At 59.8% G+C, this 23,090-nt stretch carries 22 protein-coding genes; 18 read left to right on the top strand and 4 right to left on the bottom strand.

What is annotated here, in order from left to right; translation table 11 throughout:
* The first annotated feature begins 4 nt into the window (after nt 1-4).
* The 7 genes from ACP7B1_RS15470 (at nt 5) to ACP7B1_RS15440 (ending at nt 7,702) form a co-directional block, all read left to right on the top strand.
* Nucleotides 5-1,216: an ROK family transcriptional regulator gene (locus ACP7B1_RS15470; RefSeq protein ID WP_426137062.1), complete on the top strand. Its 1,212-nt coding sequence runs from the start codon at nt 5-7 to the stop codon at nt 1,214-1,216.
* Nucleotides 1,213-2,475, top strand: a complete 1,263-nt coding sequence (locus ACP7B1_RS15465; protein WP_426137061.1) for a M20 family metallopeptidase — start codon at nt 1,213-1,215, stop codon at nt 2,473-2,475. Before ACP7B1_RS15470 ends, ACP7B1_RS15465 begins: the two co-directional genes overlap by 4 nt.
* 36 nt (nt 2,476-2,511) lie before the next feature.
* Complete coding sequence (locus tag ACP7B1_RS15460) at nt 2,512-3,573, top strand: substrate-binding domain-containing protein (RefSeq protein ID WP_346306432.1); 1,062 nt, start codon at nt 2,512-2,514, stop codon at nt 3,571-3,573.
* Nucleotides 3,574-3,622: 49 nt separating this feature from the next.
* Complete coding sequence (locus ACP7B1_RS15455; protein WP_346306433.1) at nt 3,623-4,687, top strand: substrate-binding domain-containing protein; 1,065 nt, start codon at nt 3,623-3,625, stop codon at nt 4,685-4,687.
* 66 nt (nt 4,688-4,753) lie between these two features.
* Complete coding sequence (locus ACP7B1_RS15450) at nt 4,754-5,737, top strand: ABC transporter permease (RefSeq protein ID WP_346306434.1); 984 nt, start codon at nt 4,754-4,756, stop codon at nt 5,735-5,737.
* Between the two features lie 11 nt (nt 5,738-5,748).
* The gene (locus ACP7B1_RS15445) at nt 5,749-6,948 is read left to right on the top strand and encodes an alanine racemase (RefSeq protein WP_346306435.1); all 1,200 of its coding nucleotides are present in this window, start codon (nt 5,749-5,751) and stop codon (nt 6,946-6,948) included.
* A gap of 10 nt (nt 6,949-6,958) precedes the next feature.
* Nucleotides 6,959-7,702: an ATP-binding cassette domain-containing protein gene (locus ACP7B1_RS15440; protein ID WP_223615246.1), complete on the top strand. Its 744-nt coding sequence runs from the start codon at nt 6,959-6,961 to the stop codon at nt 7,700-7,702.
* Here ACP7B1_RS15440 and ACP7B1_RS15435 read toward each other — a convergent pair.
* On the bottom strand, nt 7,695-8,729 hold the full coding sequence (locus ACP7B1_RS15435; RefSeq protein WP_346306436.1) for a LacI family DNA-binding transcriptional regulator: 1,035 nt from the start codon (nt 8,727-8,729) through the stop codon (nt 7,695-7,697). The genes ACP7B1_RS15440 and ACP7B1_RS15435 overlap by 8 nt on opposite strands.
* Nucleotides 8,730-8,893: 164 nt before the next feature.
* Between ACP7B1_RS15435 and ACP7B1_RS15430 the strand changes: the two genes are divergently transcribed.
* From ACP7B1_RS15430 to ACP7B1_RS15400, 7 genes are all read left to right on the top strand, one after another.
* Nucleotides 8,894-9,916, top strand: a complete 1,023-nt coding sequence (locus tag ACP7B1_RS15430) for a Gfo/Idh/MocA family oxidoreductase (protein ID WP_346306437.1) — start codon at nt 8,894-8,896, stop codon at nt 9,914-9,916.
* An 11-nt stretch (nt 9,917-9,927) separates the two neighbouring features.
* Nucleotides 9,928-10,824 carry a sugar phosphate isomerase/epimerase gene (locus ACP7B1_RS15425; protein ID WP_346306438.1) on the top strand — a complete coding sequence of 299 codons (897 nt, stop codon included), beginning with the start codon at nt 9,928-9,930 and terminating at the stop codon, nt 10,822-10,824.
* 122 nt (nt 10,825-10,946) lie between these two features.
* On the top strand, nt 10,947-12,158 hold the full coding sequence (locus tag ACP7B1_RS15420) for an ABC transporter substrate-binding protein (protein WP_403184469.1): 1,212 nt from the start codon (nt 10,947-10,949) through the stop codon (nt 12,156-12,158).
* Nucleotides 12,159-12,226: 68 nt separating this feature from the next.
* The gene (locus ACP7B1_RS15415; protein WP_223615241.1) at nt 12,227-13,129 is read left to right on the top strand and encodes a carbohydrate ABC transporter permease; all 903 of its coding nucleotides are present in this window, start codon (nt 12,227-12,229) and stop codon (nt 13,127-13,129) included.
* An 11-nt stretch (nt 13,130-13,140) separates the two neighbouring features.
* The gene (locus tag ACP7B1_RS15410) at nt 13,141-13,953 is read left to right on the top strand and encodes a carbohydrate ABC transporter permease (protein WP_346306440.1); all 813 of its coding nucleotides are present in this window, start codon (nt 13,141-13,143) and stop codon (nt 13,951-13,953) included.
* Between the two features lie 8 nt (nt 13,954-13,961).
* A complete protein-coding gene (locus tag ACP7B1_RS15405; protein ID WP_346306441.1) occupies nt 13,962-15,035 on the top strand; it encodes an ABC transporter ATP-binding protein in 1,074 nt (357 codons plus the stop codon).
* 100 nt (nt 15,036-15,135) lie between these two features.
* Nucleotides 15,136-15,804, top strand: coding sequence for a DUF2161 domain-containing phosphodiesterase (locus ACP7B1_RS15400; protein WP_346306452.1), 669 nt, complete (start codon nt 15,136-15,138; stop codon nt 15,802-15,804).
* Here the strand turns inward: ACP7B1_RS15400 and ACP7B1_RS15395 are convergent.
* Both ACP7B1_RS15395 and ACP7B1_RS15390 read right to left on the bottom strand, forming a co-directional pair.
* Nucleotides 15,801-17,159: an FAD-dependent oxidoreductase gene (locus tag ACP7B1_RS15395; RefSeq protein WP_346306442.1), complete on the bottom strand. Its 1,359-nt coding sequence runs from the start codon at nt 17,157-17,159 to the stop codon at nt 15,801-15,803. The genes ACP7B1_RS15400 and ACP7B1_RS15395 overlap by 4 nt on opposite strands.
* A 15-nt stretch (nt 17,160-17,174) precedes the next feature.
* On the bottom strand, nt 17,175-17,801 hold the full coding sequence (locus ACP7B1_RS15390; protein ID WP_346306453.1) for a PadR family transcriptional regulator: 627 nt from the start codon (nt 17,799-17,801) through the stop codon (nt 17,175-17,177).
* 185 nt (nt 17,802-17,986) lie between these two features.
* On the opposite strand from ACP7B1_RS15390, the gene ACP7B1_RS15385 reads away from it, so the two are divergent.
* From ACP7B1_RS15385 to ACP7B1_RS15375, 3 genes are all read left to right on the top strand, one after another.
* Nucleotides 17,987-18,928, top strand: coding sequence for an adenylate/guanylate cyclase domain-containing protein (locus ACP7B1_RS15385; RefSeq protein ID WP_346306443.1), 942 nt, complete (start codon nt 17,987-17,989; stop codon nt 18,926-18,928).
* A gap of 211 nt (nt 18,929-19,139) precedes the next feature.
* Entirely contained in the window at nt 19,140-20,696 is a 1,557-nt protein-coding gene (locus ACP7B1_RS15380) for a DUF4070 domain-containing protein (RefSeq protein ID WP_346306444.1), read from the top strand.
* A gap of 184 nt (nt 20,697-20,880) precedes the next feature.
* On the top strand, nt 20,881-21,594 hold the full coding sequence (locus tag ACP7B1_RS15375; RefSeq protein ID WP_346306445.1) for a DUF2076 domain-containing protein: 714 nt from the start codon (nt 20,881-20,883) through the stop codon (nt 21,592-21,594).
* Between the two features lie 69 nt (nt 21,595-21,663).
* Here the strand turns inward: ACP7B1_RS15375 and ACP7B1_RS15370 are convergent, their stop codons facing one another.
* The gene (locus ACP7B1_RS15370; protein ID WP_346306446.1) at nt 21,664-22,524 is read right to left on the bottom strand and encodes an undecaprenyl-diphosphate phosphatase; all 861 of its coding nucleotides are present in this window, start codon (nt 22,522-22,524) and stop codon (nt 21,664-21,666) included.
* A 274-nt stretch (nt 22,525-22,798) separates the two neighbouring features.
* On the opposite strand from ACP7B1_RS15370, the gene ACP7B1_RS15365 reads away from it, so the two are divergent.
* Nucleotides 22,799-23,083 (top strand): hypothetical protein, encoded by a 285-nt coding sequence (locus tag ACP7B1_RS15365; protein ID WP_346306447.1) that lies wholly within the window; start codon nt 22,799-22,801, stop codon nt 23,081-23,083.
* Nucleotides 23,084-23,090 lie beyond the last annotated feature (7 nt).

Below are 23,090 nucleotides of genomic sequence, written 5' to 3'. Positions count from 1 at the left end.
TGTGTTGAACGAAGCTGTGCGCCTGTCCCGTAAGTTCTCCCAGCGGGCCGTAATAGAAGCTATCGTGCAGGGTAGTCCGATTTCGCGGGCCTCGATCTCCAAGCAGACAGGGCTGTCGAAACAGACGATTTCGGAGATTGTCCGCCAGCTGGAAACGGAAGGCTGGGTTCAGGAAACCGGACGTACCAGCGGTCACGTTGGGCGTACCGCGGTCACCTATGAGCTTATTCCAAGCGCAGCCTACATCGCCGCCGTTGATCTGGGCGGCACGAAGGTGCGTGTGGCCATCGTCGATCTGGCCTGCCAGGTCTTTGCCGAGGATACGGCGCCAACGGACCCGAGGGGCGGGCAGGCGGTTATCGACCAGATCGCAAACATGTGTTTTCGGGCGGCCGCTCGTCAGGCTATCCCGCGCGAGAAGATCAGGCTTGCCGTTGTCGGTGCGCCGGGTGCGCCGGACAGTGATACCGGCCGTATCCTGCTTGCGCCCAATATCGCCGGCTTCGACACCATGGACGTGGCAACGGCATTTGAACGCGCGTTCGGCGTTGATGTCATGCTGGAGAACGATGTCAATCTTGCCGTCATCGGTGAGAACTGGTTGGGCCAGGGGCAGGGCATCGACAATCTTGCTTATATTGCGCTGGGAACCGGTATCGGCGGCGGCCTCATGGTGGGCGGGCAGCTGGTGCGCGGCAATATCCATGCGGCTGGCGAACTCGGCTTTCTGCCCTTCGGTTCCGACCCGTTCGATGCGGAATCCTTGAGCGCAGGCGCCTTCGAGCGGGCGGTCGCCTCGATGAGCATCATCGAGCGTTACAGGGCCTTGTCGGGGATATCATTGGGTGTACCCGCTATTTTTGAGGCTGCGACGGCTGGCGATACGAATGCCAACAGGGTTCTCGACGACACTGCCCGCCTTCTTGCGCGCGGAATTGGCGCCATTGCCGCCATTGCCAATCCGGAAAAAGTCATCCTCGGCGGTTCAATCGGCCTACGGCCGGAGATGCTGTCGCGGGTAAAAGACCTGCTGCCGCGCTGTTTTCCTTATCCGATCGATGTCGAGGCCAGTGTGCTTGGGTCGCGTGCCGCCATTATCGGCGCTGCCGCCATAGGGTTGGGGCACCTGCACAATACGCTCTTCGGTGCCGATGCGCCCGATAGCCGTATCTCGCTGCCGCCCGCCAGCACGGTCACATTGCGGGAGGTCGTATGATGATGGATGCAAGCAATCTCGCCTCGCGGTTACGCGAGGTTCTCGATGCCGATGACGCCGTGGCACTGCTGCGTGGTGCAATCGGGCGCAACAGCATCACCGGAAATGAAGCAAACTTTGTTGCCTATCTGAACGAGCAGATGCGTGCCCGTGCGCTCACCGCCATTGAAACCGCTGATTTTCTGCCGGGGCGCCCGAACATCTGGGGCGAGCGCCGGGGCAATGGCGGTGGAAAGCGGCTCCTGTTCATCGGCCACACGGATACGGTCCATGTCGATGGTTGGGCCGAACATTGGGCGGGGACCGCGCATGCGGACCCGTTCGCCGCTCCCGTCATCGACGGCCAAATCTGGGGCAGGGGTGCCGGAGACCTGAAAGCGGGCATATGCACAGCGCTTGCCGCACTCTCGCTGCTGGACAAAGCCGGCATCCGGCTTGCCGGGGATGTCGCCTTCGCCTTTGTCGGGGATGAGGAGAGCGGGCAGCCGGGAACGGGCGTCTCGGCGGGCATCAAGGATTATGTCGCACGCATCGAGGCAGGCGCCATCCCGAAGCCGGATTTTACCGTCTATGTCGAGCCGACCCAGCTGTCGGTCTATTCGGCACAGATCGGCTTTTTCATCGCCGACATCACGGTAACCGGAAAGTCGGCTTATTTCGGCGTGCCGGAGCTGGGAAAGGATGCGCTGAAGGCGAGCCATGCCATCATGTCGGCCCTGTGGAACCATTCGGATGCGGTAGCGGCGCGCGCGGAGCATGACCTCATCGGCCGCGGCTTCCTGTTGATCACGGGGTTGAAGGGCGGCGGCTTCATTGCCGTGCCTGAGGAGTGCACGCTTTCGCTGATCCGCAAGCTTTTACCGGGTGAATCCCTCGATACGGCCGCAGCGGAGATGGAAGCTGTCATTCGCGGCGCGGTGTCCGATCCGGATATCAGGATCGACATCTCCTATCCGGCGGGCCGCGACCATCCGCTGGGCGGCACCGCCGCCGAGATCGACCGGCATGCGCCGGAGGTTGCAATGCTGTCAAAGGCCGTTGCCGATGCAATGCACGGGCGCGGCGTGATCGAGGGCGCGCCTTTCTGGTCCGAGTCACCATTCTTCGTCAATCTACTGGGAACGCCGGCGGTGTACTGCGCCCCGGGCGATATCCGCAACTGCCACACCTATGAGGAACGCGTCGACGTGGAGGAATACCTTGCCGGAATCGTCGCGTTTGCCAGCTTTATCGCCGAATACTGCGGCGTTATTGAATGACCAACGACACCACAATAATAAAAAGGGAACATTCCAATGCTTGTGAAAAGATTTCTGAATGCAACGGCTCTGACCTGTTTCTTGCTGTCGGCTTCTGCGTCATTTGCGCAGACAGTCGGGCCGTCGGGAGAAGCGGCAACGCCAAGCTCCGCCATTACCCTGTCTGATGCCGATCTCGCCTCGCTGAAGGACAAGGGCTACAAGGCGGCTCTGCTCTGGCACACATCGTCGGATTTCGTGAATGCCGTTTCGGCTGGCGCAAAGGATGAGTTTGCCCGCGCCGGTGTGAAAGTCGTTGTCACGACGGATGCCGGGTTTGACGCCGCGCGCCAGCGCAGCGATATCGAAACGGCGCTTGCCGCCAAGCCCGATGTCGTCCTGGCCCTGCCGCTTGATCCAGTGACCTCGGCCGAGGCCTTCAAGCAGGCGATTGCCGATCATACCAAGCTTGTGTTCCTGTCGAATGTGCCGGCGGGTTACAAGCAAGGCGCCGATTATGCGGCCATTGTAACGGATGACCTCTTCCAGATGGGCAAGCAGGCGGCTGATGCCTTGGCAAAATCCATCGGCGGCAAAGGTAAAGTTGGCTGGATTTTCCACGATGCCACCTATTATGTCACCAACCAGCGCGACAATGCGTTCAAATCGACAATCGAGAAAGACTATCCGGACATCAAGATCGTTGCCCAAAAAGGTATTTCGGATCCGTCGCGCGCCGAGGAACTGGCAAGTGCGATGCTGCTGCAGAATCCTGATCTTGACGGCATCTACGTGACCTGGGCGGAGCCCGCCGACGGCGTGCTCGCTGCCTTGCGCGCTGCCGGAAACACCAAGACGAAGATCGTCACGCTCGATCTTGCCGAGCCTGTGGGTCTCGATATGGCCAAGGGCGGCAATGTGACGGCGCTGGTTGCCGACAAAGCCTACGAGCTTGGCCGCACAATGGCGGCGACAGGCCTGAAATCCCTGCTCAATCAGGCAACGCCGCCCTTTATCGTCGCTCCGGCATTGACCGTAACCAAAGAGACCATCGCTTCAGGCTGGAAGGAATCGCTCAACCGCGATGCACCGCAATCCATCCTCGACGCCGTGAAATAGCGCGAAGCGGTACGGTTCAACGTTCGACAAACCAATCAAGGGGGCAGTCATGTCCAGATTTCTCACATTGTCGGCAGCGCTTGCTGTCAGCATCTTCGCAACGCAGGCCTTCGCGGCCGAAGGGGTAACGGTCGGACCGCATGGCGAAAAGCCGACGCCCGCCACCAGCGTGACCCTCACCGCTGACGAGGTCCAGAAGATCAAGGACGGCAACTATACCGCCGCGCTGGTCTGGCACGAGATGAGCGAATACACCAATGCGGTCAATCGCGGGGCGGAAGCAGAATTCGCCGCGCTCGGCATCACGATTGTAGCGGAGACCAATGCCAGCTTTGACAGTGCCCGCCAACAGTCCGACGTGGAAACGGTTCTGGCGAAGAAGCCCACGATCATCGTGTCGCTGCCTGTCGATCCGACCACCGCGGCAGCGGTCTATGATCCCGCGCGCAAGGCCGGGGTCAAGCTTGCCTTTATCGACAACTCGCCGGCGGGATACGAGCACGGCAAGGACTATGTGACCATTGTCTCCGACGACCTGTTCCAGATGGGCAGCAAGGCGGCCGACGCCATGGCTGCCTCCCTCGGCAAGAAGGGGAAGCTCGGCTACATCTATCACGATGCCGATTTCTATGTGACCAATCAGCGGGATCGGGCATTCAAAACAACCATCGAGACAAAATATCCCGATATGAAGATCGTTGCCGAAGCCGGCATGGCCGATCCCGCGCGCAGTGAGGAAATCGCCCAGGGGCTTTTGATCAAGCATCCCGATCTTGACGGCATCTATGTCACCTGGGCCGAACCGGCGCTCAATGTTCTGGCGGCACTCAAGGCTGCCGGCAATACCAGCACGCGGATTGTCGCCCTCGACCTGAATGAACCGGCAGCGCTTGACATGGTCAAGGGCGGCAGCTTCACCGCGCTCGTTGCCGACGAGGCTTACAATATTGGCCGCACCGCCGCGCGCGCTGCGGCGGGGTCGCTGATCGGGAAGAAAGCCGAACCCTTTCTGGTTGTCGATTCATTGGCTGTGACGAAAGAAAACGTCCTTGCGGGATGGAAGACCTCGCTCAACAAGGACGCCCCCGAGAGCATCGTCGAAGCATTGAAATGACTGTGCGGGCTGCCGTCCCGGCAGGGGTCGGCCGCTCCCGTTTCACTTTCCTTTGAGGAAGATACCATGTCAAAAACCAACCCAAGCCTGGTGCCGTCCGGACGATCGCTGTCCCTTCTGGGCAAGGCGAATCTACAGCAATATGTCGTCTATCTCGGGTTTCTCGCCATCTTTCTGTTCTTTGCGATCGTGCTGAGAGATAGCGGCTTCCTGACGGTCCGCAACCTGTCAAATATTGTGCTCCAGACAGCGCCGGTGACCATCATGGCAATCGGCTTGGTGTTTGTCCTTTCCGCCGGGGAAATCGATCTTTCGATCGGGTCCATCGTCGCCGTCTCCGCGCTTGCGGGCGCAGTTGCCATGAACGGCTACGGCATGACGGCCGGTATTGCCGCCGGCCTGTGTGCAGGTCTGCTGATCGGCCTGGTCAATGGTGTTCTCGTCGCTTACGTAAGACTTCCGTCCTTCCTGGTGACTCTTGCCACCATGGGACTGTTTGCCGGTGTCGCCCGGTCGCTGACCGATCTTCGCTCGATCCCGGTAACCAACAGCGCCTTCACCGGCTTCTTCGGCTCCGGAACCCTGCTTGGCATTCCCTCGCTGGTGTGGTGGACGGTGGGAGCCATATGCATCGGCCACATCGTCTACCGTCATACCCGCTTTGGGGCGCATGTGCTTGCCACGGGAGACAACAACCGGGCTGCGAGCGTATCCGGTATCAGCGTTCCGCGCATCCGCCTGACGGTCCTGATGATGAGCGGCGTGCTGGCATCACTGGCTGGCCTCCTCTATGCCGGCCGCCTGCAGGCCGCCAAGTACACGCTGGGTGAAACCGATCTGATGACGGTCATTGCCGCGGTCATCGTCGGCGGAACGCTGCTCAACGGCGGCAAAGGCTCCATCATCGGTGCGCTGGTCGGTTCGCTGATGATGGGCATGCTGAACAACGGTCTGATCCTGATGGGCCTGTCCGTCTCTGACCAGATGATCGTCCGCGGTCTGATCATTCTTGCTGCCGTGGCGGTTTCGCTACGCGAAAAGTCGCGCTGAGGGAGTTTTCCATGTTTCTCGATATTCTACGCCGCCGCAACCCATCCTTTGTGGAAAGCGCAATCCAGCTGCATCAGGCCGGCCGCATTCCGGCCAATGCCTATGTGCTTGATCTCGATGCGGTGGAAGCCAATGCGCGTGTCCTCAAGTCCGAAGCGGACAGGCAGGGCCTGAAAATCTTCGGCATGACCAAGCAGGTCGGCCGGTCCAGTTCATTCTGCCGTGCCATCAAGCGCGGCGGCATCGATGCCGCCGTTGCCGTCGATATGGCCTGTGCCCGGGCCGTGCACAATGCAGGCCTCAAGCTCGGGCATCTCGGCCATTTGCAGCAGGTCGCGCGTCATGAAGCCGCCGCTGCAGCCGCCCGTTTTCGCCCGGATTACTGGACGGTGTTCAACACGGAAAAGGCGGCGGAGGCCGGCAAGGGCGCGAGCGCTGCCGGTTACACGCAGAACCTGCTTGCCCGCATCAAGGCTGAAGGCGACACCTTCTATCGCGGGCATGAGGGCGGATTTGATGCGGACGATATTGTCGGGGTTGCCGACCGTCTAGACGATGTGGAGGGCGGCCGCTTCGCCGGCATCACGACATTCCCGGCACTCCTGTTCGATCATGCCGCGCGCAAGGTGAAACCTACGCCCAATCTGGCAACGCTCACCAAGGCTGCCGAGGCTCTGCAGAAGGCCGGCCGGACCAATGTCGAGGTGAATGCGCCGGGAACGACATCGTCGGTGTTGCTGGCCGCATTGGCCGAAGCGGGCGCCACCCAATGCGAACCGGGCAATGGTCTGCACGGAACCACGGCGCTTCACGTCATGGAGGATTTGCCGGAACTTCCCGCGGTGCTGTATATGACCGAGGTATCGCATCTTGCCGGGGGCAAGGCCTATTGCTTCGGCGGTGGTTTCTACATCGACCCGATCTTCCCGGATTATGATGTGAAGGCGATTGTCACCAGCGAACCGACGGTCAGTGCCGCGGCGCTGCGCAGTGTTGAAGTGCCGCCGCCTGCGGCGATTGATTACTACGCCATGATCGACGCGACCGCTCCCGGCTCACCCCGCCCTGGCGATACGGCCGTTTTCGGCTTCCGCGGCCAGGCTTTCGTGACACGCGCCTATATTGTCGGCGTGTCCGGTATTTCAAAAGGTGCGCCCAAGGTCGAGACAATCGAAAACGGTTTCGGTGAAACCGCCGCCTGGCCTGTATAGGAGAAATCGAATGACTGTCACCGACGTGTCACCTGTTCTCAAACTGACCGACATCCGCAAGAATTTCGATGCCGTGACGGCCATCGAAAATTTCTCGCTGGACATCTTCCCCGGTGAAATCGTTGCTCTTGTCGGCGACAACGGGGCGGGAAAATCCACGCTGATCAAGATCATCTCAGGCGTATACGCCCCATCCGCCGGCACGATCACAATCGAGGGTGAAACAGTGACGATGGCGAGCGCCAGCATGGCGCGCGCCCATGGCATTGAAGTCGTGTACCAGGATCTGGCGCTCGCCGACCAGCAGACCGTTTACATGAACATGTTCCTTGGCCGCGAGCCGGTCAACCGCTTCGGTCTGCTCGATCGCGGCAAGATGATCAGCGATACTGAAAAGCTGGTCCAGGAGCTGGATGTGCGGATACCTTCGGCCCATGCCACGATCCGGGATTTGTCCGGCGGGCAGCGTCAAGGGGTGGCGATCGCGCGGGCAACCCATTGGGCGAGCAAGCTGATCCTGCTGGACGAGCCAACGGCGGCGCTGGGCGTGGCCGAAACGGCCAAGGTCGAAGCCATCGTGCAATCCTTGAAAACCCGCAACATCGGTGTGCTGATCATCAGCCACAGTCTGGACCAGGTCTTCAAGCTCTCCGACCGTATCTGTGTTTTGCGGCGCGGGAAGCAGATTGGCATTCGCAAGACGTCCGAGACGGACAAGAACGAGATCGTGTCGATGATCACCGGCGTCAATTGACGGGCTGGTGCCTGTCGCTCTCGCCGGGGATCAGTTGCAGCGGCCAGACGAGCTGCACCCTTTCCTGCGGATAATGGTCTTCATAAGCGGGCATGGTTGAAAGCAGGGATTCCGCCAGCTTGATGCCAAGATCGCGCAGGGAAATCCTGAAACAGGTCAGCGTGGGCGACAGAAACCGGCTTTGGGTGCTCTCGCGGAAACCGATGACGGCGATGTCGCGGCCCGGGTGAATATCGGACTCGTAGAAGCGTCGGTACAGTCCGAGGGCCATGTTTTCATTGACGAGGATGATGGCTGTCGGCATTCGCCCCTGGGCAAGGACGGCACTTGCAATCTGGTAGCCGCCTTCCTCGTTGGCATGGGACCGGAACACATAGTCCGGATCAAACGCTATGCCGCAGGCGGCGAGGGCCTGTTTGTAGGCATCGAGAAAGATGTAGCCGAGGTTGATGTCGCTGGCCGGTACGGCAATGGCAATGCGGCTGTGACCCAGCCCGGTAAGCCGCCTGACCGCTGCCGTTGCAACGCCTTCGAAATCGAGGTCAATCCACGGGTAATTGCCCGCTGTTTCGCTGCGGCCCAGCGTGATGAAGGGAATTTTTCGCTCCAGCAGGAAATCAATGCGGGGATCGTGACGTGTGGTTGCCGATATGATCAGCCCGTCGACAAAGCGACGCGCAACCACGCGGTTGAGATAGGCGGCAGGCTCTTCGTCGGTGCCGCACAGAAGTGCAACGAGGTCGAGGTGATGGCGCCGGAACACCGACTGAACGCCTTCGAAGACGGGCATGAAGAAGCTGCCGCCGGTGTCGACCGTCTCGATGGTTGATTCAATCATGAAGCCGATCGTGTTGGTGGTGCCCTGTCGGAGACTGCGGCCGGACTGGTTCGGCACATAGCCAAGTTGCTTGGCCGCCTCAAGCACGCGCTCGCGCGTCTCTTGATTGACGTCAGCCTTCCCGTTGAGGGCACGGGAAACTGTTCCGATCGAAATATCGAGATGGCGGGCAAGGTCCCGGATGCTCACGCTTTTTCTCCCTGTGCGACTCGGCGCTGATGCCCTTTCATTCTTAAAACACCGAAAGGGGGATTGACAAAAATAATTCGCCGATATGAAATCGTAAACGTTTACGGAAGGCATTTGCAACCGATTTAGCCGGTTTCTGGTGAATTTCGTGGGGAGGAGAGACAATGCAGCGTGCCGTTTTAGTCGGCTGCGGAGCCATGAGCAAAGCATGGTTTGAGGCAGCCCGGACCATTGGCGATATCGATATTGTCGGTGTTGTCGACCTGGCGAAAGAGCGCGCGGAGGCGCGCATCGCAGAATTTGGTCTCGGCGCGGCAATCGCCTCAGACAGTCTTTCCGCCGTTCTGGCAAAGACCAGCCCTGATCTCCTGTTCGACGTCGTCGTTCCGGCCGCCCGCCATGCGACCGTGGCCGCCGGGCTTGACGCGGGTTGTCACGTGCTGTCGGAGAAGCCGATGGCTGAAACCATGGACGAGGCGCGGGATCTCGTATGGCGTGCACGTGGGGCAGGACGTATTCATGCGGTTGTGCAGAACAGGCGTTATCTCGCCCAGATCCGCCGCATCCGTCAGCTCGTTGCCTCTGGAGCCATTGGTGATGTGACCAGCCTGCATTGTGATTTCTTTCTCGGGCCGCATTTCGGCGGATTTCGCGAGGAGATGCGCCATGTGCTGTTTCTGGACATGGCGATCCACACGTTCGATGCGGCGCGCTTTCTCGCCGGGGACGCTGCCAGCGCGGTTTATGCCCGGGAGTGGGAGCCAAGCAATTCCTGGTACAGTCAGGGTTCTTCTGCCGCCGCGATCTTCGAATTCAGCAATGGTGCCGTCTTCACCTACCGCGGCAGCTGGTGCGCCGATGGTCTGCGGACCAGCTGGGAAAGCAGCTGGCGCATCGTCGGCAGCAAGGGAACGATTGTCTGGGACGGGCACGACGACATACGGGCCGAAGCCGTCACCGCCGGCAAGGATGGCCTGTTCTCCGGGGTGACCGCCGTCGAGATACCTCCCCTTGATGCGTCCCACCGCATCGGCGGTCACCTCGGAGTCATGCAGGATTTCATCGCGGCAAGCCGGGGCGGTGACGCGCCGGAAACGGCCGGGACCGAAAATATCAAAAGCCTTGCCATGGTGTTCGGTGCGATCCAAAGCGCCGAAACCGGACGGCGTATTGAAATCACGATCTGAAGGAATTCGGAATGAGCAACCCGGCACAATCGATCCGTATCGGCACCATGATCAGAGGCAATGCGCCTGATCCCGCCGCCTATGTCAAAGCCATCCTGCCGCATGGCTTCGAGAGCATCGAGCCATTCTTCTGGCAGGTGATGAACAAGGACCTGCCGATGCTCGCGGCGCAGTTGAAAGACGCCATCGGCGACGCGGATGTGACGATCTCGACCCTCGGCATGTTCGGCAATCCGCTTGAGGACACGGAGATCGATCGTGAGACGCTGAAAGGCTGGGAGGCATTGATCGACAATGCCCATCTCTTCGGCGCCGGCACCATTGCCGGGTTCACCGGCCGCGTGCGCGGCAAGCGGATTGAAGACAGTCTGCCCCAGTTCAAGAAGGTCTGGGGCGAACTTTCGCGGCGGGCCGCCGACAAGGGCGTCAAGCTTGCCTTTGAGAACTGTGCCATGGACGGCAACTGGGCAACCGGCGACTGGAATATCGCCCATACGCCGGATGCCTGGGAAATGATCTTCAACGAAGTGCCGGCCGATAATCTCGGGCTCGAATGGGAGCCCTGTCACCAGATGGTCTATCTCATCGATCCCTTGCCGCAGATCCGCAAATGGGCGCCCAAGATTTTCCACGTTCACGGCAAGGATGCCACGATCCGCTGGGAGGTTATCCGCGAGCATGGGATTTTCGGCAAGGAGAAGTTCGTGTTCATGCGCTCGCCGGGATTTGGCGATACCAACTGGACCGATGTCATATCGGAACTGCGCCTCGCCGGCTGGTCGGGATCAATCGATATCGAGGGCTGGCACGATCCGGTCTATCGCAATGATCTGGAAATGACCGGGCAGGTGCATTCCCTGAATTATCTGAAACACAGCCGTGGCGGTGATTTCGTCGCCAATCCCTGATTTCCCCGAGCGGGCCCGCTGCCGGACGGGAGTTCCGGTGATGATGGAGATCAGATCCGACCAGGAAAGACGCGCCGCCAAGAAGCGCAATACCGGTGTCGAGTAACACGAGGAGGAAACCTATGAAGAGCATTTCGCATTGGATTGCCGCTGCCGCACTGATGCTGTCGGGCACGGCTGCGCATGCCGAGCCGGTGACGCTTGATATCTGGACCATCGACCGGCCGGATCAGTATATCTATCTTCTGAAGGACGAGTTCGAGCAGGCGCACCCGGACATCAAGCTGAATGTCAAAACCGTGCAATTCCGCGACATGGTCAACGACCTTGCCCGCGCCACCGCAACCGGTGAATCGCCCGATGTCACCTATATCGACAATCCCGAAGTGGCGCTCTTCGCCTCGCGCGGACTACTTCTTGATCTCTCGCCGATGCTCGCGGAATCGAAGGTGATCAGGAAGGTCGATATTTTTCCGGGCCCGCTTTCCTCGGTGACATGGGATGGCAAGATCTATGGTGTTCCGCGCGGCGCCAACACGCTGGCGCTCTACTACAACGCAGACATGTTCAAGGCGAAGGGGCTCGATCCCGACAAGCCGCCCAGGACTTGGGATGAGCTTTATGCCGCTGCCAAGACGCTGAACGATCCGGCAAAGAACATTTATGGAATGGCCTTTTCCGCCGTGGCAACCGAAGAGGGAACGTTCCAGTTTCTGCCGTGGCTGCAAATGGCGGGCGGTGACTACAATAAGGTGGATACGGATGGTGGTGTGAAAGTGCTGCAGTTCTGGAGCAAACTGCTCGATGAGAAGCTGGCCTCGCCCGATACGCTCATCCGCGGGCAATATGACTCGACCGGCACCTTCAATGCCGGAAATGCGGCCATGGCGATCTCCGGACCATGGGAGCTGCCGCGCATGAGCAAGGAAGCAAAGTTCGATTTCCGCGCCGCGCTGCTGCCGGTTCCGCATGAGGGCGCAACCCGGGCTTCCGCCCTGGGCGAGGGCGACAATGTCATTCTCGCCAACAGCAAGCACCCGAAGGAAGCCTTCATCCTGCTGGAATTTCTCTACGGCAAGATGCCGGATGTCTGGAACCGCTTCGGCTTTCTGCCCGCCGCGAGGATTCAGTCCAACAACCCTAAAATACCGGCCATCTACGCTGTCTTCGAGGAAAGCATGAAATATGCGCGCAACCGCGGTCCGCATCCGGAATGGCCGAAAATCTCCAAGGCCATCTACACGGCCATACAGTCGTCGCTCACCCGCAAGAGCGACCCGAAAACGGCCTTGGCAGCGGCGCAGAAGCAGATCGACGTGGTTCTGAAAAAGTAGATCAAATCCTGTCCTCGCATTCGTTATGCGGGGACAGGCCAACAATCCACATGGGGCGGGAGGGCACTATGCAGGGCATTATCAGGACCATCAGGGACGGGAGCGGCTTTGATATCCTGCTGCTCGGTCTGGCATTGGCTTATCTGATCGCGTTTTCGGCATTTCCCATTCTCTACAACATCATCATGTCGCTGCAGACGGTGGACATGTTCACGATCACCTCGTTCAACCGCCCCTTTGTCGGCCTGCAGAACTATTATGACGTGATATCTCAACCCATTGCGATGGCGGTGCTGTGGAACACCGTCAAGTTCGTCGTCCTGTCGATCGTCTTCCAGCTGTCGATCGGTTTCGGCCTTGCGCTGTTTTTCCAGCAGGATTTCCCGGGAGCCACCTATCTGCGCGGGTTGTTCCTGGCCGGTTGGATCATGCCGGCTCTGGTGGTCGGGGCGATTTGGAAATGGCTGTTCGCCGGGGATTTCGGTGTCATCAACTATGTGCTGATGTCGCTTGGCATTGCCGGTGAGCGTGTCTTCTGGCTGTCCGACCCGGATGTCGCGCTTTACGCGGTGATCATTGCCAATGTGTGGCTCGGCATCCCCTTCAACATGATCCTGCTCTCCGTTGGCCTTGCCGCCATTCCGCGCGATGTCTACGAGGCTGCCGAACTCGACGGCGCGGGACCCTTCGAACGCTTCCGGTCGATCACGCTGCCCCTGATGCGGGCGCAGCTCGGCGCGGTCATTTCGCTCGGTGTGATCTTCACCCTGCAGCAGTTCGATCTCATTGCGGCCCTGACGCAGGGCGGTCCGGCCGACAGTTCCAACGTCGCGCAATACTGGTCGTGGCAATTGTCCTTCCAGACCTATGAAATATCGCTGGGCAGCGCGGTCTCGGTGATGATGATCCTTTTCGTCATTGTCGTTGCCGCCGTCTATGTCCGCTCCACGCGTCACGAACACAGTTACTGAGGAGAGCGCCGATGAAACGTTATATTCTCCTCGCCATCGGTCTGGTGATGACGGCGATCTACCTGTTCCCGTTGTACTGGATGTATCTCACCGCCTTCAAAGGCAGCTCCGAGATCTTTCAATATCCGCCAACATTCTGGCCGATAAATCCCCAGTGGAGTTTTGCCGAGGTTTGGCAGAGCCGGGGCATGGGGCGCTATATCTGGAATTCGCTGCTGATCGCGGTTGGGGTCACCATTCTCGTCACGTTCATGGGGACGGGATGCGCATATGTTCTCTCGCGTGTCCGCAATATCTGGATGGACATGGCCCTCTTCGCTATCCTGATGATGCAGGTGCTGCCGTCCTCGCTGATGGTGACGCCGATCTTCGTCATGTTCAATCAGATCGGCCTTTTGGCCAGCCCGCGCGTGGCGGTCATTCTGGCGCAGACGGCTAAGATGCTGCCGCTCTATATCGTGCTGTGCCGGGCTACCTTCGTGCAGGTGCCGCGCGAGCTGGAAGACGCTGCGCTTGTCGATGGTTCGTCGCGCATCGGCGCATTCTTCAACATCATGCTGCCTTTGGCGCGCAACGGCATTCTCGTCACGTCTGTGCTGATCTTTCTGCAATCCTTCGGTGAATATGTCTACGCCCGGTCCCTGATTGCCAGGAACGAGCTGCAGGTGGCGACGGTCGGCCTGCAGACCTTCATGGGTCCCGACGCTAGCGACTGGAACGGGATCATGACCTATGCCGCCATCTACGTCACGCCCATCCTTTTCGTATTCATGCTGCTGCAACGGCGCATCGTCAGCGGTCTTACCGCCGGCGCGCTGAAATGAGGTGAACCATGTTTCAGATCGAAATCGACCACCTGAACAAGCATTATGGCGGGTTTCACGCGCTGAAGGACATCAACATCGCCATCGAACAAGGCGCTTTCGTTGCACTGGTGGGGCCGTCTGGCTGCGGCAAGTCGACATTGCTGCGCACCCTCGCTGGCCTCGAAAAGACTAGTTCCGGCGATCTGCGCATCGCCGGGGAAAGTGTCGTGCACAAGCCGCCGCGCGAGCGGGACGTGGCGATGGTGTTCCAGTCCTATGCGCTCTATCCGCATATGGATGTCGAGCACAACATGAACTATTCGATGCGCCTGAAGCGGCGCCCGAAGCAGGAGATTGCCGAGCGCACGCGTGCCGCCGCGCAAACGCTGGGTCTTGGCGCCCTGCTTGACCGGCTGCCGAAAGCCCTGTCCGGCGGCCAGCGCCAGCGCGTCGCCATGGGGCGTGCCATCGTGCGCAACCCCAAGGTGTTTCTCTTCGACGAACCTCTTTCTAATCTCGATGCAGCGCTGCGGGTGCATATGCGCAGCGAGATCCGCAAGCTGCATGAACGCTTGCAGGCGACATCGGTTTACGTGACGCATGATCAGGTCGAGGCCATGACCATGGCCGACCACATCGTTGTCATGCGCGCCGGAGTGGTTGAGCAGCAGGGCAGCCCGCTCGATCTTTACGACCGGCCCGCCAACAGGTTCGTTGCCGGATTTATCGGATCGCCCGCCATGAATTTCATTCCGGTCACGGTTGGGCCCGATGGCAACAGACTGATGCTGGAGAAGGATCAGGCTCAATCGCTCATGCTCGGTCGCGCGCTGGCCCCCGGCCGGCGTTTGCTGGCCGGCCTGCGTCCGGAGCATCTTGCCTTCACCCGCGAAACCGGCGATCTGGCGATCAAGGTCGTCGTGGAAGCGGTGGAGTCGACGGGGAGCATGACATTCGTGACGGCATCCATCGCCTCCCAGCAGGTGGTGGCCGCCCATAGCGGCAGGCCGGGGGTGAGCCGGGGCCGCGAGACAGAACTCTTTATCGCGCCGGGGAACGTGCACCTGTTCGATCCGGAAACGGAGCTTGCCGTCTTCTGACCCTTTCCGCTTTGCCCGCTCAAATGCTATAGGGCGGCACCCGCCTCTCACATTCGCTTTGCGAACGCGAGGGGATGGCATGTATGGCAAAGGATGCACCTTGGAGACAGCGCTCTATCTCCCGATCAAAGGATTTCTTGAGGAGGCTGGTTACAGCGTCAAAGGTGAGATCGTCGGTTGTGACATCGTCGCGCTGAGCGATGGTGAGCCGCCTTTAGTGGTCATCTGCGAACTCAAGCTCAGTTTCAATCTCGAACTCCTCCTGCAGGCGGTCGACCGGGCGGCTCTCAGCGATGAAGTCTGGCTTGCGGCGCGCATTTCAGCGCGGGGCAAGGGACGCGAAAGCGACCGCCGGTTCCGCGACCTCTGCCGCCGGCTGGGTTTCGGCATGCTGGGTGTGTCGGATGGCGGTGTGGTCAGCATCATTGTCAGCCCGGCCGCGCCGATGCCGCGAAACAATGCGCGCAAGCGCTCTCGGCTGGTCGCGGAGCACCGGCGCCGCAAGGGCGATCCGACATCGGGCGGCGGTTCCCGCACGCCGATCATGACGGCCTACCGCCAGCAGGCGCTTGCCTGTGCCGAGGCGCTGCAGCGCGGCCATCTGCGGCCACGCGATCTGCGCGACGTTGCCCCCAATGCTCCGCAGATACTGCGCGGCAATGTCTACGGATGGTTCGAGCGCGTCGACAGGGGCGTCTATGCCCTGACGCAGGCAGGAATGGATGCGCTGAAACGCTGGCCTCCATCCCCGGCAAGCGACCCCGTCTAAGCCGCAAATTCATGCTTGTTGTCGATTTTGCGCAGGCGGGTTTCGGAGTCAGTCATGCGGCGCTTGAGAGCCGGGACGGCATTGATGATGCGCAGTGCGCCGCGCATGACCGCCAGTTGGATGCGGCCGAGCACGGGCCTGTGGCTGAGGCTGTTTGCGTCCATCTGCTTGCGTGACTCGAGCACTGCCCGCGCGCTGTATTCCAGCATTTCGGCTTCGTAGGCGTGCAGGGCTTCCACCAGCGGCTTGCCGCCGTCGCGCACCTCGGTGAGCCGCTTGCACAACAGGGCTGCATCCCGCATGGCGGTATTGGCGCCAACGCCGCGTCCGGGCGTCATGGTGTGTATGGCATCGCCGAGCAGCGTCACGTTCGACGACTGCCATGGGGAGGCCGGAACCGACGTGCGGATATTGACGCGAAAGATGGTGGTTGGATCGGAAAGCGCGATCAGGCGGCGCAGGTCGGGATGCCAGTTCCGGGTCATCTTCGCGGCGATCCTGGCAAGGTCGGGGCCGGGAAGGGACGCGGGATCCTCCGGCAGATTCTTGCGCGCGCCCCAGACACCCCACATGATGTAATCGCGGGTGTTGTCGAAAAGCAGTCCTGGCCATTCGGCAATCAGATCGGCCTCATTGCCGCCGACCCCGTGCTTCACGCCGTCATTGTCCCATTTGAACTCCATGACGTGAAGAATGGCGCCATAGCCCTTCGGTGCCATGATCATCGATATGCCGTGAAAAACCTTGTCGGGAAGAAGCGCTCTGGTTTCGGGTGTGAGCGCGGCCTTGCCGCCGATGGAGACGATGCCCGTATCCTCCATGCGTGCCTCGGGCAGGCGTTGCTTGCGAACGCGTGAGTTGGCACCGTCTGCACCGACCAGCACATCGCCCGTATCCGTTGAACCGTCATCGAAGACGACGGTGACCGTGCCGTCTTCATTGTTCCGGTAGCTTGAGAGTATCTTGTCGAACACGACACAGTCCTCGAGCCCGGTGAGCAGGACTTGGCGCAGCGTCATGCGGCTGACCGATTTTTCGCTGTCGACCGGATCATCGCTGCCTGGTACCGGCATGGATATCAGCTCGGACATGTTTTCCGTCAGCATGTTGAAATGGCGCGGTGCCCGCGCGCAGGTGGCAACAAAGAGATCAAAGAGCGGCGGCGGCAGGCAGCTTTTGAGCGCCTGGCTTCCCGCAGGGCTGATGCCGACGCGATAGCCATGCAGGCCATCGCGTCGCGTGCGGTCGCGTTCGTACACCCGGACATCGATGCCGGCCCGCTTGAGACCATGCGCAAGGCAAAGTCCTCCGGTCCCCGCGCCGATGATGATCACCTGCAAGGTATTGGTTTTCATGGTCTTGGCCTTTCGCTAGGAAGACGTGTGTTCGCTGGGCTGGGAAAGTTCCATTGCAATCTGGCGAAGCCAGGCTTCGCTCCAGGTCAGTTTGCCGGACTGAAGGTCGGCGGTGATGGCGCGTACCCAAACAAGCTGCGTGCCATAGGTTGCGCTTAAATATTCCATTTCCAGGAGAAAGAGACGGGGCACCGGCATCGCGATTGCATGGCGCAAATTCTGTTCGATCCGGTCGATTTCCGCCTGCAGCGCGACGGCGCGCTGTTCGAGGTGCTGCCGGGCATCGTCGGGCGTCAGGAGCGGCAGAAACGAGATCGCCGCGGGAAAATCCGGGAATTCCTGTGATGGCGTGGAAAGGATTTCCCGCATCCATTGCAGCATGATTGCACGCCCGGCCGGGCTGAGCTCATAGACGGTGCGTTCGGGCCGGTTCTCGTCGCGGGAGACGCCCTGCGCAGCAATCAATCCCTCCCGTTCCAGCCGGTTGACCGTCTGATAGAGACTGGCGCGCTGGGTGACATTGATGACCTCATCCTTGCCGCGTTCCTTGATGAGCTGTTGCATGCGGTAGGGATGCATGGGTGCCTCATACAGCATGGCGAGGATTGCGAGGGCGATCGGGGAGCGTTTGATTGTTTTCATAGTCATATATATACTAGTAATAAAAATACTATGTCAAGCTCATTGTGAGGCACTGCCCGAACGGCAGATCTCGATATTTGTTCTCCTGCCCCGGCAGGTGCTTCCCACATTCAGCGACACGCGATATTCTCCGCCGACGTCGGATGGATTTCTTGTCAGAGCCAGGAACCGGGAAAATGAAGACCATGTCTGAAACGCGTCGCAAGCTCACCACGATTTTCTCTGCGGATGTTCAGGACTACACCCGTCTCATGCAGGTGGACGAAGAGCGGACGCTCGATACGCTCAACCAGTACCGCGATGCGATGAGACGTTTGATCGAGGCGCATGCCGGCCGGGTCATCAACACATGGGGCGATGGGCTCATTGCCGAGTTTTCCAGCGTCGTCGAGGCGGTGCGCGCGGCAATCGATGTGCAGAACGAGCTTGCCGGTTATAACGCCAAACGTTTGAACGACGCCCGCATGCTTTTCCGCATCGGCATCAATCTCGGGGATGTCATTGCCGAAGGCGACGATATCTATGGCGACGGGGTGAATGTCGCCGCGCGGTTGCAGGCCTCTGCCCCTCCCGGCGGCATCGTGATTTCAAGCACGGTTTTCGATCAGGTCCGCAACAAGCTGACCGTCGGGTTTGACTATCTCGGCGAGCTTTCGCTCAAGAACATTGAAGGCGGTATAGCCAGCTATGCCGTGCGTATCGGAGAAGACAGAGGATCTGGTCCGCTGAAGCCCTCCCTGCAATCCGGGCAGCCGCCGCATCATGACCATTTACGGCGGACCCAAACGCAAGCACACCCGGAGCCTTTGCCGTTCAGGAGAGGGCGGTTCGGTGTGCTGGCAACCGTCGCCGCCGGGATTGCCGCCATCAATTTTCTCACATGGAGTGGCTATTTCTGGGCTGCATGGCCTCTCCTGGCCTTTGCTGCTCTTGCTTTCGGTCTGTGGGTGCGGACCACCCGCCTTGACCGGTTCGTCGCCATGCTGGCGATGGTCGGGTTCGTCCTCGTCGGCATCAACCTTATCACCTGGAGCGGGACGTTCTGGGCCGCATGGCCGTTGCTTGCCTTTGCGGTTGCCGGCAGCATCCGCTGGTTCACGCGCCAGAGGAGCGGTGTCCGGAGCTGAGCTCGCCAATGAATTTACTATTCGCCGCATCATATTTTGGCCGATAGTTGGAGATATCATTGGCCAATATTGGGGAGTATACAGACGGGAACAGGTTTTTTCTCGAGGCGATGACGTCGCAGGGATCAGCCTCAAGGACAGGCATGCCATTCGCAAGCGGGAACGGGACAGACATATAGCATTTTAACAGCAAACAAAAAGGGTGACTGCAATGCCCCATATCGTGCTGATTAATCCGCGTTTTGAAGCTTCTTACTGGGGGCTGGAACATGCCCTGCCCATATTCGACGCAAAAGCCAATCTTCCGGTCGCCTGCCTGCCTTTGTTGGCAGCCCTGACCCCTGCCGAACACACGGTCACGCTCATCGATGAGAATGTGGAAGACATCGACTATGATCTGTGTGCCAGCGCCGACATTGTCGGGGTTACCGGTATGATCGTGCAGCGCTTCCGCATGAAGGAAATCATCACGGAATTGAAGCGACGGGGCTGTTTTGTCGTGGTCGGAGGCCCGTGGATCACCGTCCAGGAGAATTATTTCGCCGATCTTGCTGATGTGGCGTTCATTGGTGAAGCCGAAGAAACCTGGCCGCAATTCCTGACCGAATGGGCTGAACACCGTCATTCACGCCGGTATGAGCAGGCTGACAAGACAGATATGAGCACGGTTCCGGTGCCGCGCTTTGATCTCCTGAAAATGGACGATTATGCGGTAGGAAGCATCCAGTTTTCCCGGGGCTGTCCGTTTACCTGCGAATTCTGCGATATCATCGTTGTTTTTGGCCGCAAGCCCCGCATCAAAACGGGTCAACAGATTCTGGCCGAAGTGGAGGCATTGCTGGCGACAGGCATGGATACCGCCTTCATTGTCGATGACAACCTCATCGGCAACAAGAAGGCGATAAAGGAAGTGTTGCGCGAGGTCATCGCTTGGCAGGTCGCGCACAATTACCCCATGACCTTCGTGACCGAAGCCTCCATTGATCTGGCGGATGATCCGGAACTGATGCAATTGATGGTCGATACCAACATTCGCGTGGTCTTCATCGGCATTGAAACCCCGAACGAGGCAGCACTGCGGGAGACGAAGAAGCTGCAGAATCTGCGCAAGGGCGCCACAATGCTGGAAAAGGTGCACACGATCCAGCGCTCAGGCATGGAAGTGTGGTGCGGCATGATCCTCGGTTTCGACAGCGACGATGCCTCGATTTTCGACGCGCAGCGCGCCTTTATCAAGGAAGCGCGGATCGTCAACGCCATGGTTGGCATGCTGGCGGCCATACCGAAGACCCCGCTCTATACGCGGTTGCTCAAGGAGGGGCGGCTTGATCCCGAGGATCAGCAACCCTTTGGCACCAATGTCATTCCGCTCAACCTCAGCCGCGAGGCACTGCGCGACGGCTATCTCGCGGTCATGCAGGATCTTCACAATCCCCAAGCCTATTTCGACCGGCTCGATGCGCTTTATCTGGATGAACGCATTGAACCGGAACAGACGCGGCTGCGCCATCTACGCCGTCATCCCTTGCAGTTTGCAAAGCTCAATGCGGAATGGATGCTCGAAGCCGTCGGCATCTTTCTGCGCCTGATGCGGCAGGTCCCCGACAAGGAACTGCGCCGCACCTACCGCCGACGGATATGGGCCATGTTGAAGCGCCGCCGCTCGCCGGTGGTGATGCAGATTTATGCGATAAAATGCGCGATGCACTATCACGCCCATACGATGATCGCGCGGATGCAGACCGGCCCGATTGTAAACTCGTTCTAGGGAGTAAAACGCCAGGTGGCGTGACCGGGAGCGCTTCGGCTTTTCCGGCGCCTGCAGCCATTTATGTGGCTAAAAACATTGGCGGGAAGGCCGCTACGGCTGCAAAATTACATTTTGTTAAGGCCATCTAAATGCCATGAATCTGGATCGAGATCATGCTTCCCCTAAAAGGAGGTGAGTGAAAATGAATGCCGATGAACAGAAACTTCTCAGTGGCCTCTTTGACCGTACAAGGCAGGCGGCCGATACGCCCCGCGACCCCGAAGCCGAGCGCTTCATTCTGGACCAGATCAAAAGCCAGCCCTCGGCCCCCTATCTCCTGGCTCAGGCCGTCATCGTCCAGGAACATGGCCTGAACGCATGTAACGAGCGCATCCAGGCACTGGAAGCGCAGGTGAAGGATTTGCAGAATGCGCCGCCCCCGCAACAACAGTCGGGCGGCTTGCTGGGGTCGATCTTCGGCAGTTCCCAGAGCGCGCAGCCATCCCAGCCTTCTCCCGGCCGGTTCAGCGGACCGTGGGGCGGCGGCGGGGCAGCGCCCCAGGACGCTTATGCAGCGCAGGGACAGCCACCTCAGGCCGGACGCTGGGCAGCACCGCCGCAACCACAGGCCCAAGGCGGCGGCTTTCTGCAAGGCGCATTGACCACGGCAGCCGGTGTGGCCGGCGGCGCGCTCATGTTCGAAGGCATCAAGAACATGATGGGCGGCAATTCGTTGTTTGGCGGCTCGGGCGGCGGAACCGGCACTGTGCCGCAAGCCGGCGAGACGGTCATCAACAACTACTACAACGATGACAAGAGCACCGGCACGCAGAACGATTACGCCGAAATGGACCGTCTCGACGACGCCTATGACGATGCACAGGACAGCGATACCGACGACGACAATGTAGCGTGACGCACCGGGCGATAAACAGGACAGCGCCCTGTTTATCGCCCGTCTTCCCGGTCTTTCACCGAAGGTCTGTCAGGCGTATGAGATCCAGAGGATCACCAGGCCGAGCACAATCCGGTAGCAGATGAAGGGCAGCGTTGAAAAGCGCTCCAGAATGCGCATCAAGCCCCACAGGGCTGCGAAGGATGACAGCGATCCGATGACAAGACCGACGAGAAGGATCATCCAGCCTTCAAAGGGAAGATGAGCGCGGGCGAGAACAACAAGTTCATGCAGGCCCGCCAGCGCGATAGCCGGAATGCCGAGCAGAAAGGAAAAGCGCGCGGCGTCCTGCCGCGTGAAATCGCGAAACAGGGCCGCTGTCAGGGTCGAGCCGGAGCGTGAAACGCCGGGGATCAGGGCACCAACCTGCGCGACGCCGACGATGAGCGCATCGCGCAGCCGCATGCTGTCCGCTGGACGTTTATGCTGGCATACCCATTCGGCAACTGCGAGCAGAACACCCATGACGAGGCAGGAAAAGCCGATGACCGGCAAGGTCCGCAACGGACTGTCGCAGGCATTGAGAACCGGCGCCAGAAGCAGGCCGGCGATGACGATCGGCACGGTACCGAGCACGATGCCGATAGCCATGCGCAGCTTGGGCGACATCCAGTCTCCCGTCCTGATCGCGCTGAGCGATCCGCCGGTTATGGCGCAGATATCGCGCCGGAAATAGCAGATGACGGCGGTCAACGCGGCCAGCTGCATCGCCGCCGAAAAAGCCGATCCGGGATCCTGCCAGCCGAGAAGTGCCGGAACCAGCCGCATATGCGCGGTTGATGATATCGGCAGCAATTCCGTAATGCCCTGCACCACGCCCAGCACGGCGACCTTGGCGGTGCCCAAAGCCACAAAGCCGGTATCTACCCCTTGCGTGCATACGCCACTCATAAAGTGTTTCCCTCGATCTGGGTGATGGATGTCGATCGATTGCTTCGATCGCTGCGGAGGCTACATGCAAATGCGCCGCAAGTGTAGACGCCACACGCGTCTGGAGCCGATGAAACAACAGAAAACAGCAGCGCCAAATGTCACGGTTGCCCGGTACTGTCCGCCACGCAATTGACGCAGCTGCGACTTTAATAAGCCGCAACTTGTAATGTAGTATAAAACACTAGAAGCGCGTGAAATTTAAAGCGCACCATCAACAATCGGCAGGATGGCAGTGGCAGAGTTTTCGGAAGTCTTGAGCTCAATGATTATCGGTGTGCTGGCGCTTGCCGTCGGCATGGTGGTGCTCTGGGGCGCTTGCCGGTATCAATGGCGGGCCGAGCGGACCGCCGGTCTGGCTTTGCTGGGACTCTTGCTGCTTTTTGGTGTTGCGTCGCTGTTTGGCATTGAAGCACCGAGTGCGATTATGCTCGGCGTCGTGGCGTGCGGGTTCATTGCCATACTGATCTTGAAGCGTGCGAAGGCCGGTTCGCCGCCAAATCAGCCCCAGCTCCCATAAATGCCGA

This window comes from Phyllobacterium sp. SL163 (assembly GCF_049896885.1).
In the GTDB taxonomy this organism is placed as follows: Bacteria; Pseudomonadota; Alphaproteobacteria; order Rhizobiales; family Rhizobiaceae; genus Phyllobacterium; species Phyllobacterium calauticae.
Note: the sequence above shows the minus strand (reverse complement) of the source record. Positions and strands in the feature narration are given on the sequence as shown.